14 protein-coding genes are annotated in these 13,183 nt (G+C 72.2%); 2 read left to right on the top strand and 12 right to left on the bottom strand.

Translation table 11 applies throughout. The features are described from left to right. Positions 1 to 84: 84 nt before the first annotated feature. The 3 genes from ACVJ1F_RS04355 to ACVJ1F_RS04345 are packed head-to-tail and all read right to left on the bottom strand — an operon-like array spanning position 85 to position 3,098. A complete protein-coding gene (locus tag ACVJ1F_RS04355; RefSeq protein WP_056046567.1) occupies positions 85 to 936 on the bottom strand; it encodes a PPK2 family polyphosphate kinase in 852 nt (283 codons plus the stop codon). A gap of 53 nt (positions 937 to 989) precedes the next feature. Further along, positions 990 to 2,738, bottom strand: a complete 1,749-nt coding sequence (gene menD / locus ACVJ1F_RS04350) for a 2-succinyl-5-enolpyruvyl-6-hydroxy-3-cyclohexene-1-carboxylic-acid synthase (RefSeq protein ID WP_456884892.1) — start codon at positions 2,736 to 2,738, stop codon at positions 990 to 992. Beyond that, positions 2,739 to 3,098 carry a PLD nuclease N-terminal domain-containing protein gene (locus ACVJ1F_RS04345; RefSeq protein WP_056046571.1) on the bottom strand — a complete coding sequence of 120 codons (360 nt, stop codon included), beginning with the start codon at positions 3,096 to 3,098 and terminating at the stop codon, positions 2,739 to 2,741. Positions 3,099 to 3,275: 177 nt separating this feature from the next. Between ACVJ1F_RS04345 and ACVJ1F_RS04340 the strand changes: the two genes are divergently transcribed. Next, positions 3,276 to 3,563 (top strand): DUF4229 domain-containing protein, encoded by a 288-nt coding sequence (locus ACVJ1F_RS04340; RefSeq protein ID WP_402751951.1) that lies wholly within the window; start codon positions 3,276 to 3,278, stop codon positions 3,561 to 3,563. A 31-nt stretch (positions 3,564 to 3,594) separates the two neighbouring features. On the opposite strand, the gene ACVJ1F_RS04335 is transcribed toward ACVJ1F_RS04340, so the two are convergent. The 4 genes from ACVJ1F_RS04335 to ACVJ1F_RS04320 are packed head-to-tail and all read right to left on the bottom strand — an operon-like array spanning position 3,595 to position 7,124. Then, a complete protein-coding gene (locus tag ACVJ1F_RS04335) occupies positions 3,595 to 4,551 on the bottom strand; it encodes a 1,4-dihydroxy-2-naphthoate polyprenyltransferase (RefSeq protein WP_192124566.1) in 957 nt (318 codons plus the stop codon). 28 nt (positions 4,552 to 4,579) lie between these two features. Beyond that, positions 4,580 to 5,740 carry an AMP-binding protein gene (locus tag ACVJ1F_RS04330; protein WP_456884889.1) on the bottom strand — a complete coding sequence of 387 codons (1,161 nt, stop codon included), beginning with the start codon at positions 5,738 to 5,740 and terminating at the stop codon, positions 4,580 to 4,582. Continuing rightward, the gene (locus ACVJ1F_RS04325) at positions 5,740 to 6,648 is read right to left on the bottom strand and encodes a 1,4-dihydroxy-2-naphthoyl-CoA synthase (protein ID WP_056046577.1); all 909 of its coding nucleotides are present in this window, start codon (positions 6,646 to 6,648) and stop codon (positions 5,740 to 5,742) included. The genes ACVJ1F_RS04330 and ACVJ1F_RS04325 overlap by 1 nt, the downstream gene beginning before the upstream one ends. A gap of 44 nt (positions 6,649 to 6,692) precedes the next feature. Beyond that, positions 6,693 to 7,124 carry a hypothetical protein gene (locus ACVJ1F_RS04320; RefSeq protein ID WP_456884887.1) on the bottom strand — a complete coding sequence of 144 codons (432 nt, stop codon included), beginning with the start codon at positions 7,122 to 7,124 and terminating at the stop codon, positions 6,693 to 6,695. Between the two features lie 42 nt (positions 7,125 to 7,166). Between ACVJ1F_RS04320 and ACVJ1F_RS04315 the strand changes: the two genes are divergently transcribed. Then, complete coding sequence (locus tag ACVJ1F_RS04315) at positions 7,167 to 8,183, top strand: o-succinylbenzoate synthase (RefSeq protein WP_456884885.1); 1,017 nt, start codon at positions 7,167 to 7,169, stop codon at positions 8,181 to 8,183. Positions 8,184 to 8,228: 45 nt separating this feature from the next. Here the strand turns inward: ACVJ1F_RS04315 and ccsB are convergent, their stop codons facing one another. The 5 genes from ccsB to ACVJ1F_RS04290 are packed head-to-tail and all read right to left on the bottom strand — an operon-like array spanning position 8,229 to position 13,099. Beyond that, on the bottom strand, positions 8,229 to 9,239 hold the full coding sequence (gene ccsB / locus ACVJ1F_RS04310) for a c-type cytochrome biogenesis protein CcsB (protein WP_159826062.1): 1,011 nt from the start codon (positions 9,237 to 9,239) through the stop codon (positions 8,229 to 8,231). Beyond that, on the bottom strand, positions 9,239 to 11,077 hold the full coding sequence (gene resB / locus ACVJ1F_RS04305; protein WP_456884883.1) for a cytochrome c biogenesis protein ResB: 1,839 nt from the start codon (positions 11,075 to 11,077) through the stop codon (positions 9,239 to 9,241). Before resB ends, ccsB begins: the two co-directional genes overlap by 1 nt. Continuing rightward, positions 11,061 to 11,825 carry a cytochrome c biogenesis CcdA family protein gene (locus ACVJ1F_RS04300; RefSeq protein WP_056046586.1) on the bottom strand — a complete coding sequence of 255 codons (765 nt, stop codon included), beginning with the start codon at positions 11,823 to 11,825 and terminating at the stop codon, positions 11,061 to 11,063. The genes resB and ACVJ1F_RS04300 overlap by 17 nt, the downstream gene beginning before the upstream one ends. Further along, the gene (locus ACVJ1F_RS04295) at positions 11,826 to 12,455 is read right to left on the bottom strand and encodes a TlpA disulfide reductase family protein (RefSeq protein ID WP_456884880.1); all 630 of its coding nucleotides are present in this window, start codon (positions 12,453 to 12,455) and stop codon (positions 11,826 to 11,828) included. Continuing rightward, entirely contained in the window at positions 12,452 to 13,099 is a 648-nt protein-coding gene (locus ACVJ1F_RS04290; RefSeq protein WP_056046592.1) for a histidine phosphatase family protein, read from the bottom strand. Before ACVJ1F_RS04290 ends, ACVJ1F_RS04295 begins: the two co-directional genes overlap by 4 nt. Positions 13,100 to 13,183 lie beyond the last annotated feature (84 nt).

The raw sequence follows: 13,183 nt of genomic DNA, 5'->3' as shown, positions 1-13,183 counted from the left end.
GTACCCCGAACAGTACCGTTCGACGACCGGCGATCGCCGGAGGCACCTGAGCGGACGCGTCCGACCCGAGCGGACTGTCCCCCGCTACGACGTCGCGAGCTTCGTCTTCTCGAGCTCGACGTCGAACTGCGCGACGGGCCAGTCGAGCCCTCGCGACGCGAGGGCGTCGATCAGCAGCTTCTGGACGGCGACCCGGGCGTACCACTTGCGATCGGCCGGCACGACGAACCACGGGGCGGTCCCGGTCGACGTGCGACGGATCGCCGTCTCGTAGGCGTCTTGGTAGTCGTTCCAGACGAGACGCTCCTCGAGGTCGCCGGGGTTGTACTTCCAGTGCTTGTCGGGGCGGTCGAGTCGGTCCGCGAGGCGTTCCTTCTGCTCGTCGGACGAGATGTGCAGCATCACCTTGACCAGCGTGGTGCCGTTCGCGACGAGCTCGTCCTCGAACTCGACGATGTCGGCGTACCGCTGTTCGATGTCCTCGGGCGGCGCGAGGCGGCGCACCTTGCCGATCAGCACGTCCTCGTAGTGCGAGCGGTCGAAGACCCCGATCATGCCGGGGCCGGGCAGCTCGCGCCGCACCCGCCACAGGAAGTCGTGCGCGAGCTCGTCGGGCGTCGGCGACTTGAAGGCATGGTGCGCGACGCCCTGGGGGTCGACGGCGCCCACGACGTGCCGGACGATGCCGCCCTTGCCGGCGGTGTCCATCGCCTGCAGGACCAACAGCACGTTGCCGGTGCTGCCCCCGCTCCGGCTCTGCGCGAACATCTTCTCCTGGAGCTCGCTCAGGGTCTCGCGACCCGACTCGAGCGCCTGCTGTGCATACGCCTTGTCACCCGCGAAGCCCGGGGTGGACGAGGTGTCGACGTCGGCGAGCACGAAGCCCTCACCGGCTCGGAGGGACTGGGAGGGCGGGGTCGTCCACGTCTTGGCCATGCCCTCGACCCTACGACCGAGCGACCCGATCCGCCCTGGCGTGGCGCGGACGCTCAGCGGGAGAGGGGCACCTCGATCAGAACCGGCCCGTCGTACCGGGCGACGAGGGCCTGGTCGAGCTCCGCCCGCGTGGCGGCCTCGACGTACTGCCAGCCGTAGGCCACGGCGAGTGCCGAGAGGTCGACCTCGTGAGGGGTGAACTGCACACGGGTCATCGCCTCGGGCGACGCGGTGGCCGCGACCTCGAGCCCGTCGAAGATGGTGCCGCCGCCGTCGTTGCCGACGACCACCTGCAACCGGGGCCTGGTCTCGCCGAGGCCGAGGAGCATCGAACCGACGTCGTGCAACAAGGTCAGGTCGCCGACGAGCACCCGGGTGGTGCCGGCTGCGGGGTCGTCACGCTGGCTGGCGAGGGCGATGCCGGTGGCCGTGGCGATCGTGCCGTCGATGCCGGCCAGCCCACGGTTGGCGTGCACGGGGATCTTCTTGCCCGGCACGATCTGGTCGAGTTCGCGGATGAGCCTCGACGCACCCAACACGAGGCGGTCGTGTGGCCAGCTGACGCGCCACAGGGCCTCGGCGAGGGCGCGGCGCGTCACCGGCCGCCGCAGCAGCTGCACCTCGCGACGCAGGAACTCGGCCTGTTCGGCCGCCTCGGTGCGACCGGCCGAGCCCTCGGCCGTCCCGTCGGCCCCGGGACCGTCGGTCGCGTCCTCGGCCTCGGCCTCGACCTCGAGCAGGCGACGACCCGTGTGGACCCAACGCCCGACCCACGCGCGATGGGCGGCGTCGTCGGTCGAACCGACCCCCGAGGAGGCGCGGTCCACCTCGACGGCCTCGACCACGCGCGCGGAGCGACCCGGGTCGTAGGCCTCGGCCCCCGCCGCGCGGACGACCACGACCTCGACCCCGTCACGGGTGAGCAGCGAGGGGATCTGACGGCTGAGGGTCGGGTGCCCGAAGACCACCACCCGACGGACGTGGCCGCCGAAGTCGGCGTCGTCGAGCAGGGCACGGTACGACGAGACGAGGTGCGGCCCGAAACGGGCCCCGCTCGAGACCTCGGCCACGAGCGGGGCACCCAGTGCCCGGGCAGCGGCCTCGGCCTCGGGGCCGGCGGCGTGCCCGGCGACGACGAGGGTCGCGGGGTCGACGTCGACCCCGAGCGCGGATGGTGCCACGGGCGGCGCGACCTCGACCGGCGCGGGGTGGGCGGCGGGCAGCGATTGCTCGCCCGACGACAGGGGCTCGCGGAACGCGACGTTGAGCTGGACCGGGCCGCGCGAACGCCCGAGGGCACCGTGGGAGTCGCCGCCGAGGGCCTCGGCGACGGCCTCGCGCGCGAGCGTGCGGACGGCCTCGTGGTCGACCGGACCGGAGCGGGGAGCCTCGACGTCGCGCACCCACCCGACGGCGCTCGCGAAGAGACCTGGTTGCACCGTCGTCTGGTTCGAGCCGATCCCGCGCATCTCGGAGGGACGGTCGGCGCTCACGACGATCATGGGCACACCCGAGTGGTGCGCCTCGAGCACGGCGGGGTGGAGGTTCGCCACGGCGGTGCCCGACGTGGTGATCACGACGCTCGGGACGCCCGTCTCGGCGGCGAGACCCAACGCCAGGAATCCGCCCGAACGCTCGTCGATGCGCACGTGGACCGACAACCGACCGGCGGTCTCGAACTCGGCGGCCGCGAGGGCCAGGGCCTGGCTTCGGGACCCGGGGCTGAGCACCACGTCGCGGACACCCGCGTCGGCGAGGGACGCGAGCAGCGACAGGGCGTACTCGGTCGACGGACTGGACACCTACTGCTTGCCGGTCTTGTCGTCGTTGTCGAGGTCGAGCAGCTCTTGCTCGAGGCGACGGATGCGCTCGTCGGTCGTCTCGCGGTCGAGGTCGCTCGTCGTGCGCCAGGACGTCCCCGAGAACTCGGGGTCGTCGTCGGGTGCGATGGTGCGCGTCGCGGCGGGGCGGCCGCTCTTGCGCGCCCGCCCGAGCACGAACCACAGCACCGCGCCGATGACGGGGAGGAGGACGATGATGACGGCCCAGAGGGGCTTGTTGAGGGCTCGGAACCGTGAGGCGTCGGCGAACAGGCAGTCGATGAGCGCGAAGATGACGAATGCCGCCGCGGCGACGATGCCCACGATGAAGAGCCTGACCATGGACCGAGCCTAGTTCTCGATCCGGTGCAACGCCTGATGGTCGGTCGGCCGTTGCGGAGCTGTGACGTACGGCGCGAGGCGGTGCCGCACCGCGCCTCCTCGGCCCGTCGGATCGCGGCCGCACGGCCCGTCCGCCGCGGGGCGGGCGCACACCTCACGGACCGTAGACTCCTCGTCGTGAAACCCTGGCTCAAGTACTCGATCGTCCGCCTCGGCCTGTTCGCGGTCGTGCTGGGCCTGCTGCTGGTGCTGAGGTTCGACCCCTTCTGGGCCACGCTGATCGCGGCGGTCGTCGGCTTCTGCGTCTCGTACCTGTTCTTCGCGCCGCTGCGCCGGAAGGTCGCGCTCGACCTCGCCGACCGCCGGTCGCGCCCGGCCAAGCTCGACGACGACTCCGTCGCCGAGGACGAGGCCATCGCCGACGACGACGGCGAGCGCGCACGCCGCAGCGACGGCCAGGCCTGACCTCCCCCGGGCCGCGAGCCCGGGCCGGACCCTAGAAGAAGAGCGCGGCCGACAAGGCGAGAGCCCAGACCAGGGCCGTCAACGACGACAGCTGCAGGGCGAGGATCAGCTCACGGGGCGTCTTGCCCGTGACGCCGATCACCGCGGCGGGCACCGCGACGATGAGCGTGAAGTAGACGTAGGGCGCGTGCAGGTACAGGAACGCGAAGTACACGAGGATGAAGAACGGCAACAGCAGGAACAGCGCGTAGAGCGCGCGCGCCACCGGGTCGCCGACGACGACCGCGAGGGTGCGTTTGCCGGCGGCGGTGTCTTGCGGGATGTCGCGCACGTTGTTGATCATCAGGACCGCGCAGGCGAACAGCCCGGCGGCGACCCCCGCCACCCAGGCGTCGAACGGGAACTCCCGCAGCTGTACGAAGGTCGTGCCCACGGTCGCGACGAGCCCGAAGAACACGAAGACGAAGAGCTCGCCCAGGGCGTTGTAGCCGTAGGGCCGTTTGCCGCCGGTGTAGAACCAGGCGGCCACGACCGCGGCGGCGCCGACCGCGAGCAGCCACCAGATCTGGGTGATGACGACGACGACGACACCGGCGACGGCCGCGAGGGCGAAGAACGCCAGCGCCACCTTCAGCACGGTCTTCGGACGGACGCTGCCCGAGCCGGTCAGTCGCGAGGGCCCCACCCGGAAGTCGTCGGTGCCGCGGATGCCGTCCGAGTAGTCGTTCGAGTAGTTGACGCCGATCTGCAGGAACACCGCGACGGCGAGGCAGAGAAGCGCCAGGGTGAGGTCCCAGCCACCGTTCGCCCGGGCGACGCCCGTGCCCAGGGCGACCGGGGCGATGCCCAGCGGCAGGGTGCGCAGGCGGGCACCGCCGATCCAGTCGCCGGCCGTCACGCGACGGACCGGCTGCTTGCCGGGCCGCCCGCCCGGTCGGCCACCGGGGCGGCCGCTGCGCTTGGGGGTCGAGGTCTTCGTCTTCGCCACGTGGTCGAGTCTAGTTCGCAGCCGGCCATCAGCTTGCCGCGAGGCCGGCGACCAGGCGGGTCAGCGCCACCCGGTCCGGCTTGCCGCTCGCGAGCACCGGCACCGCGTCGACCCTGACGATGCGATCGGGTGCCGCGGCTCGACCGGCGGCGGCGGCCACCGCGGATCGCAGGGCCGCCAGGTCGTCGGCGGCCGACGGCGCAGGAGGCGCGGTGTCGGTGACCACGACGGGCACCTCGCCCCACCGGGCGTGCGCCGCGCGGACGACCACGGCGTCGGCGAGCCCCGGCTGCTCGCGCACGACCCGCTCGACGACGCCGAGCGACACCTTCTCGCCACCCGAGACGATCACGTCGTCGAGCCTGCCGCTCACGGTCAGCACCCCGCCGGGCGACGCCGTTCCCGCGTCGCCCGTGCGGTACCAGCGCAGGCCGTCGCGCGTGACGAAGGCCGCAGCCGTGCGCTCGGGGTCGTCGAGGTACCCCTCGGCCAGCGACGGCCCGCTCAGCTCGACCTGGCCGTCGACGACCTCGACGCGGGTGCGGCCCACGGGCACGCCGTCGTACACGCACCCGCCACTGGTCTCGCTCGACCCGTAGGTGCGCACGACGGTCACCCCGAGCCGACGGGCCCGTTCGACGAGGGGGCCGGGAGTCGCCTGCCCGCCCACCAGGAGGGCGTCGAAGCGGCGCAGCACGTCGGCCACGTCGGCGTCCTCGTCGGCGGCGTCGAGCGCCGTCGAGAGCTGTGCGGGGACGAGCGACGAGTACCGCACAGGGTGCTCGAGCCGACCGGCGGCGGCGACGAAGTCGGCGACGTCGAAGTGGCCGGGCGTCAGCAGGGCCGGCTCGGTGCCCGAGGCGATCGAGCGGACGAGCACGTTCAGCCCCGCGACGTAGTGCGCCGGCAGGGCGAGCACCCACTGCCCGGGCCCGGCCAGGGCACCGTCGGCCGCGGCGGCACCGGCGAGCACCGCGTCGGAGGACAGGGCCACGCGCTTCGGGCGTCCGCTCGAGCCGCTGGTCTCGACGACCAGCGACACCGCCTGCGGCACGAGCCCCGGGAGGCCGGCGGGCACACGGTCGTCCGTCCGGGGCGCCACCGCGGGACCCCCCTCGAGCGCGACCCGGAGGGCGTCGAGCACCGCACCGGGCTCACGTGCGTCGACCGCCCGCAGGGTGCGCGTCATCAGTACTGCCAGGGGAAGGGCGACCAGTCGGGAGCACGCTTCTCGAGGAACGAGTCGCGTCCTTCGACGGCCTCGTCGGTGCCGTAGGCGAGGCGGGTCGCCTCGCCCGCGAAGACCTGCTGACCGACGATGCCGTCGTCGGTCGCGTTGAAGGCGAACTTGAGCATGCGGATGGCGGTCGGCGACTTCGTCAGGATGGTGCGCGCCATGGCGAGCGCCTCGCGTTCGAGGTCGACGTGTGGCACGACCCGGTTGACGGCACCCATCTCGTGGGCACGGTCGGCGCTGTACTCCTCTGCCAGGAAGAACACCTCGCGAGCGAACTTCTGCCCGATCTGCTTGGCGAAGTAGGCGCTGCCGTAGCCCGCGTCGAACGACCCCACGTCGGCGTCCGTCTGCTTGAACCGACCGTGTTCGCGACTGGCGATCGTCAGGTCGCAGACGACGTGCAACGAATGGCCGCCACCGGCCGCCCAACCGGGCACCACGGCGATGACGACCTTGGGCATGAACCGGATGAGCCGTTGCACCTCGAGGATGTGCAGCCGCCCCGCGGACGCCGGGTCGGGCACGTTCGCCTGGTCGCCCTCTGCTTTGTAGCCGTCACGACCGCGGATGCGCTGGTCGCCACCGCTGCAGAACGCCCAGCCCCCGTCCTTCGCGCTGGGACCGTTGCCGGTCAGCAGGACGACCCCGATGCGGCTGTTCATGCGGGCGTCGTCGAGCACCCGGTAGAGCTCGTCGACCGTGTGCGGCCGGAACGCGTTGCGCACCTCGGGGCGGTCGAAGGCCACGCGGGCCACCCGCCCGTCGAGGCTGTGGTGGTAGGTGACGTCGGTCAGGGCGTCGAACCCCTCGACCCCCCGCCACTCGGTCGGATCGAACAGGTCGGACACCTCGGAAGCCATGTCGCCAGCCTAGCGACGGGGTCCGACCTCGCCGCCTGGCGGGGTCAGACCGTCGAGACGAACCTCGAGATCAGCCAGACGAGGACGAACGGGTTCGACAACGAGCTGAGGACGACCGCGGCCACCCCCCACCACCGGCCGCGGCGCAGGACGGCGGCCATCAGACCGATCACCCCGACGACGACGGAGGCCAACAGGGTGACCAACGCGAGGACGGCGGCCGGGCTCACGGCGTCCACGGCCAGGAGTCCCAGGGCCACACCGTCGAGCGCGAGCAGCACGACGGCCAGGACGAACGTGACGACGCCGAGGCGTCGGCTGCGCGGAGGGTCGGCCACGTCGTGACCGGGACCGTCGAAGACCCGGAGGCCGTCGGCCTCGGACGAGGCGCGGCCGAGGCCGTCGCGCCCCGGGTCGGAGGGATCGTCGGGTGAGGGCTCCGGTCGTCGGACGGGTTCGGGTTCGCGGTCGACCATGACGCACGACCTTACCGGGGTCCCCGGTGCGACACTGGGCGGATGCCGACCGTCGACCGCGCACCGTCCACGACTCCCCCGCTGCCTCCCCTGGCCGACCTGGTCGAGGGTGCCCACGTCGTCCGTCTCCCCCTCCGCACCCGGTTCCGGGGACTCGACGCACGCGAGGCCCTGCTGGTCGAGGGCCCGTCGGGCTGGACCGAGTTCAGCCCCTTCGTCGAGTACGGACCGGCCGAGGCGGCCGCCTGGCTCGCGGCCACGATCGACTTCGGCTGGGGTCGGCTCCCCGAGGGGGGCGCCCGCCGGGTGGCGGTCAACGCGACCCTGCCGGCCGTCGCCGCCGACCGGGTGCCCGACGTGCTCGCCCGCTACCGCGGCTGCCGGACGGTTAAGGTCAAGGTCGCCGAGCGCGGTCAGACCCTCGCAGACGACATCTCCCGCGTCGCCGCGGCCCGCGACTGGGTCGGCCCCGAGGGGCGCGTGCGCGTCGACGCCAACGGAGGGTGGTCCGTCGAGTCGGCCGAGGAGGCGCTGGTCGGGATGGCACCGTACGCCCTGGAGTACGCCGAACAGCCCTGCGCCACGGTGCCCGAGCTCGTCGAGCTGCGGCGCCGCGTCTCGGGGACGGGCGCGCTCGTCGCCGCCGACGAGAGCGTCCGCAAGGCCGACGACCCGCTGGCCGTGGCCCGGGCCGGAGCCGCGGACCTGCTCGTGGTCAAGGCCCAACCGCTCGGCGGCGTCACCGCCGCACTGCGCATCGTCGCGGCGGCCGGGCTGCCCGTCGTCGTCTCGAGCGCCCTCGACACGTCGGTCGGGCTCAGCATGGGTGCGTACCTCGCCGCCGCCGTGCCCGGGCTCCGCCACGACTGCGGGCTCGGCACGGCCGCCCTGCTCGGCGCCGACGTGACGCGTGATCCCCTGCTGCCCGTCGACGGCGAGATCGACGTGCGACGGGTCGAGGTCGACGTCGACCTGCTCCGCCGCCACGCGGTGGACGACGACCGACGCGAGGTGTGGCTGGAGCGGCTGCGCGCCTCCTACGCCGTGCTCGCGGGCTGACGGCCCGTCGCACGCGGCGCCGGGCGACGCCACGGCGTCGGTGCGTCAGAGACCCGAGTACGCGTGCAGGCCCTTGAAGAAGACGTTGACGACCGAGAAGTTGAACATGACCGCGGCGAAGCCGATGATCGACAACCACGACGACCGGGCCCCGCGCCACCCGCGGGTCGCCCGCGCGTGGATGTACCCGGCGTAGAGCACCCAGATGATGAAGGTCCAGACCTCTTTGGTGTCCCAGCCCCAGTAGCGACCCCACGCCCGCTCGGCCCAGATGGCGCCGGCGATGAGGGTGAAGGTCCAGAGGACGAAGCCGACGAGGGCGATGCGGTAGGCCAGGTCTTCGAGGCGCTCGGCGCCCGGGAGGGTGTCGAGGAAGCGCAGGCCGGCGAGCTTGGACTGCTCACGCTTCGTCTGCACGAGCTGGGCGGCCGAGAGCCCGGCGGCGATGGCGAAGAACGCCGTGCCGAGGATGGCCACGAAGACGTGGATCACCAGCCAGGCGGACTGGAGCGCCGGCGGCAGCGGCGAGACCGCCACGTAGTAGTTGACGGTGCCGATCGCGAGCAGCACCAGGTTGAGGCCCATGACGTACGCGCCGAGGAACCGCAGGTTGACCACCAGCTGGACGGCCAGGTAGACCCCGACGATGATCGCGGTGCCGGTCAGCGAGAACTCGAACATGTTCGCCCACGGCACGCGACCGGCGGCCAGTCCACGCAGGACGACCGAGGAGACGTGGACGACGAACCCCAGGAGCATCATGGCGATGGCGACGCGCTCGAAGCTCGAGGCCTTGGCGGACCCACCGGCGGCGGGGACCGCCCCGCCCGCTCCGCCCGACGGCCGGTCGAGGACGACGGTGCTGCCGCCCGACGACGAGCGCGAGACGGTGGTGGTCGCGAGGGCCTCGGCCTTGGCCGCACGGGCCGCCGCCTGCTGGGCGTCACCGGACCGCTTCGCCAGGTCGAGGGCGAAGGCCACGAACGAGATCGTGTAGATGGCCATCGCCGAGTACACGGCGACGAGCGAGTAGTAGGCGAGGTCGGCGGTCACCATCAGATCTTACGTCCGCGTCCCCCGGCGGCGGGGCCGGGTTTCTCGACGTCGTGACGGGCCGGGTCGTCGGCGACCTCGCGCGCGACGTCGGCCGGGACGCCCAGGCCGCCCAGGTGCGCCTTGGCGATGTCGCCGACGGCGCGTCCGAGCGTGGGGTCCTCGCCGCGGGCGAGCCCGGCGTACTCGAGCCGGACGCCGTCGCCGGTCTCGGTGGCCTTGACCCAGACCCGACGGCGCGGCACGAACAACGCGGTCAGCAGACCGGCGAACGAGAGCCCCGCGAACAACAGCACCCAGACCTGCGAGGGGTCGTGGTGGATGTCGAACGAGGCGAACCGCTTCACCCCGTCGAAGGTGATCGTGCCGAGACCGTCGGGGATCGTCGCCGTCTCGCCCGGGGTCAGCTGGACAGCTTTCTCTTGCGCGTCGTCGTCGGTGCCGGCCAGCGGGGTCAGACCATCCGTGTCGAGCGTGTAGACGGACGTCGGCACCCCGGCGTCCAGCCCGAGGTCGCCCGAGTAGACGTTCAGGCTGAGCACGGGGTTCGTGGTGTCCGGGTCGGTGGACGTCAGGGCCCCCGTGCCGTTGTCCGCCGCCGTGGGGTAGAAGAACCCGATCATGCCGAGCTGCCGGGGCAGGGCGTCGGGCACCTTGACGACGCCGAGCGAGGTGAGGTTGGTGTCCTGCGGCAGGAACGGGACCGTGTCCCGGAACGCGACGTTGCCCTCGCCGTCGCGCACCGTCACGTCGACCGCGTAGCCGTTGCCCAGCAGGTAGACGTTCGAACCGCCGATCGACAGGGGCGAGTTGACCTTGATCTGCGTCTTCTCGGCGTCGCCACCCCGCGCCTGCGCGGTGACGTCGGCGGTGAAGTCGGTGGCCATGCCGGCCGCGCCCGCGGTGTCGGGCGCGTACTCGGTCGAGAACCGGTCGAGCGCGATCGAGAAGGGCGACAGCTGTGCCTCGTCGAACCAGCGGCCCGGGTTGAACGAGTCGTACGAGCCGAGCACGTTCGAGAAGGTCTGACCCTCGACGACCACGCGCTGGCCCGAGTAACCGAAGCCGCCGCCGACGCCGACGGTCAGGAGCACCCCGACGAGCGCCGAGTGGAACACCAGGTTGCCGGTCTCGCGCAGGTAGCCGCGTTCGGCGCTGACCGAGTCGCCGAAGGCCTGTGTGCGGTAGCCGGAGCGCTTCAGCTGGGCCCGGGCCGCGTCGACGGCACGGGCGGCCGTGATCGAGGCCTCACCCGCGCCTCCTGCGGTCTCGAGCGTGATCGACCGGTACCCGGCCAGGCGCGACAACCGCGCGGGGGTCTTCGGGGGTCGAGCTCGCAACGCCTCGAAGTGGTGCCGGGTGCGCGGGATGATGCAGCCGATCAGCGAGATGAAGAGCAGCAGGTAGACGGCCGAGAACCAGGGCGACGAGTAGGTGTCGAAGACGCCGAGCTTGTCGAGCACCGGGAACAGGTCGGGATGGTCGGTGCGGTACTGGACCACGCCGTTGGGGTCGGAGGTGCGCTGCGGCACGAGCGAACCGGGGATCGCCGCGACGGCGAGCAGCATGAGCAGGAAGAGCGCGGTCTTCATGCTGGTCAGCTGTCGCCAGAAGAAGCGCAGGTAGCCGACGGGGCCGAGCTTCGGCTGCGTGATGCCCGCACCGTCGGAGGCCGCCGGTCGGACCGAGTCGATGTGGTCGCTCGGGCGCAACGGGTCGCCGCCGACGTCGGTGGCGTCCGCGTCGGTCAACCCGGTGTCGCTCCGCCCGGTGTCGGTCCCGGCGGCCACCGAGGAGGCGCGGGTCGCGTCGCCCCCGTCGCGGTCAGACGATCGTGCCATAGGTCGCGATCACCGCCCCGACGTGTGACATGAGGCTGGACCAGAGGCCCGTGACCATGAGCAGACCGATGAGCACGAGCAGTGACCCTCCGACGATGTTGACGACGCGGATGTGCCGCTTGACGAACGAGATGGATCGTGACGCCCAGCCGAAGCCGAGCGCGACGAGCAGGAACGGGACCCCGAGGCCGATGCAGTAGAAGGCCCCGAGCAGGACTCCCTGCCAGGCCGAGCCCGAGCCCAGGGCGAGCACCTGCACGGCGGCCAGGGTGGGTCCGATGCAGGGGGTCCACCCGATGCCGAAGACGATGCCGAGCAGGGGCGCCCCGGCGAGACCCGTCTTCGGGAGGAACCCGGGCTTGAGGGTGCGTTGCAAGAACGTGAACTGCCCGATGAAGACGAGACCGAGCAGGATCACCACGACGCCCATGACCCGGGTGACGACGTCGCGCCACTGGATCAACCAGAACCCCGCCGAGGCGAAGGCGAGCGAGGTGCCGACGAAGACGACCGAGAAGCCGAGGATGAACAGGACGACGCCGAGGACGAGCCGGCGGCGGTCGCGGCGCCGGGCCCTCGCCTCGGTCGCCCCCGTCGTCAGACCGCCGACGTAACCGAGGTACCCCGGCACGAGCGGCAGCACGCACGGCGACAGGAACGAGATGAGCCCCGCCAGCAGGGCCACCGGCAGGCCGACCGCGAGCTGACCGCCCACGACCGCGTCGAAGAAGGGATTGCCCTGGTACACCTAGGACGTCTCGGCGAGGGTGTCGGAGATCAGGGTGTCGAGGATGCCGGGCCCGTCGAGACCGCCCAGGATGCGCGCCGCGATGCGGCCCTGCTTGTCGAGGACGATCGTGGTCGGCACGGCGTTGGGCGCGATCGTGCCGGCGAGGGCGAGCTGGACCGCCCCGTCGTTGGCGTCGACGACCGACGGGTAGGTGACGTCGAAGGTGCGGGCGAAGGCCAGGGAGGTGTCGGCCTGGTCGCGCACGTTGACGCCCAGGAACTCGACGCCCTTGTCGGCGTAGGACTGGTTGAGCTTCTCCAGCTCCGGTGCTTCGAGACGGCAGGGCGGGCACGCCGCGTACCAGAAGTTGAGGACGACGACCTCGCCCTCGTGGTCGCTCATCGAGACGGTCTCGCCGGCGTCCGTCTCGGCCGTGAACGCGACCGGGTCGGTGCGGTCCTCGGGCGCGATCTCGGTCACGGTGCCGTTGCCCGAGATGTAGTTCTCGGTGGTGCCGTTGCCGTACTGCTTCGCGAGGTCGTCGGCGGTGGACGAGCACCCCGTGGCGACGACGCCCAGGACGGCGGCGAGCGCGAGGCCCCGGACCACGAGTCGGGCTCGGGTCGGGCGGATGGTCTTCTGGCTCACACTGCTCCCAGGTCGACGGCGGACTGGTTCAAGTGTGCAGCGGGTTCCTGGTAGCCGACCTCGACGAAGCCCCCCTCGCGGCGTTCGAGCGTCGTGATGCTCGAGAGGGTGCAGCGGCGGCGGCGCGGGTCGTGGAACAGGCGGGCGCCCGTCACGCTCCGGTGGACCATCCAGATGGGCAGCTGGTGGCTGACGAGCACGACGTCGCCCTCGTCGACGCTCGACCAGGCCTCGTCGACCGCCGAGAGCATGCGGGCGGCGATGCTCACGTAGGCCTCGCCCCAGCTCGGCTTCAGGGGGTTGACGATCCAGGGCCACTCGGCCGGCACCTTGAGCTGCTTGGCGATGGTGAAGTCGCTGCGACGACCCTCGTACTTGTTGCTCGGCTCGATCAGCCGCTCGTCGACCTGCGTCTCGAGGCCGAAGGCCGACGACCACGGCGCCGCGCTCTCGCGGGTGCGCTGGAGCGGTGAGGCCACGACGGCACGGACCGGGACGCCCTGCTCGTGGAAGGCGTCGGCCGAGGCGGCCGCCATCCGGTGGCCGAGGTCACTCAGGCCGAACCCGTCGAGGCGGCCGTAGAGCACGTGCTCGGGGTTGTGCACCTCACCGTGCCGGACGAGGTGGATCTGCTGCGCGGGCATGCGGACGAGTCTAGGTCGGGACCGCCTGCACACCTCCCACACGGGAAGCCCCAAGCTCGCCGCGGTCCGCCGGGGCCGTCCGGC

It is taken from the genome of Frigoribacterium sp. 2355, assembly GCF_054060695.1.
This window is presented reverse-complemented; position numbering and strand designations above follow the sequence as displayed.

Excerpts from the sequence above, each read along its gene's own strand:
- ACVJ1F_RS04355 (WP_056046567.1), bottom strand. The coding sequence starts at position 936 with ATGGCCAAGACGTGGACGACCCCGCCCTCCCAGTCCCTCCGAGCCGGT.
- ACVJ1F_RS04345 (WP_056046571.1), bottom strand. The coding sequence starts at position 3,098 with ATGGTCAGGCTCTTCATCGTGGGCATCGTCGCCGCGGCGGCATTCGTC.
- ACVJ1F_RS04330 (WP_456884889.1), bottom strand. The coding sequence starts at position 5,740 with ATGACGCGCACCCTGCGGGCGGTCGACGCACGTGAGCCCGGTGCGGTG.
- ACVJ1F_RS04325 (WP_056046577.1), bottom strand. The coding sequence starts at position 6,648 with ATGGCTTCCGAGGTGTCCGACCTGTTCGATCCGACCGAGTGGCGGGGG.
- ACVJ1F_RS04320 (WP_456884887.1), bottom strand. The coding sequence starts at position 7,124 with ATGGTCGACCGCGAACCCGAACCCGTCCGACGACCGGAGCCCTCACCC.
- ACVJ1F_RS04315 (WP_456884885.1), top strand. The coding sequence starts at position 7,167 with ATGCCGACCGTCGACCGCGCACCGTCCACGACTCCCCCGCTGCCTCCC.
- ccsB (WP_159826062.1), bottom strand. The coding sequence starts at position 9,239 with ATGGTGACCGCCGACCTCGCCTACTACTCGCTCGTCGCCGTGTACTCG.
- resB (WP_456884883.1), bottom strand. The coding sequence starts at position 11,077 with ATGGCACGATCGTCTGACCGCGACGGGGGCGACGCGACCCGCGCCTCC.
- ACVJ1F_RS04290 (WP_056046592.1), bottom strand. The coding sequence starts at position 13,099 with ATGCCCGCGCAGCAGATCCACCTCGTCCGGCACGGTGAGGTGCACAAC.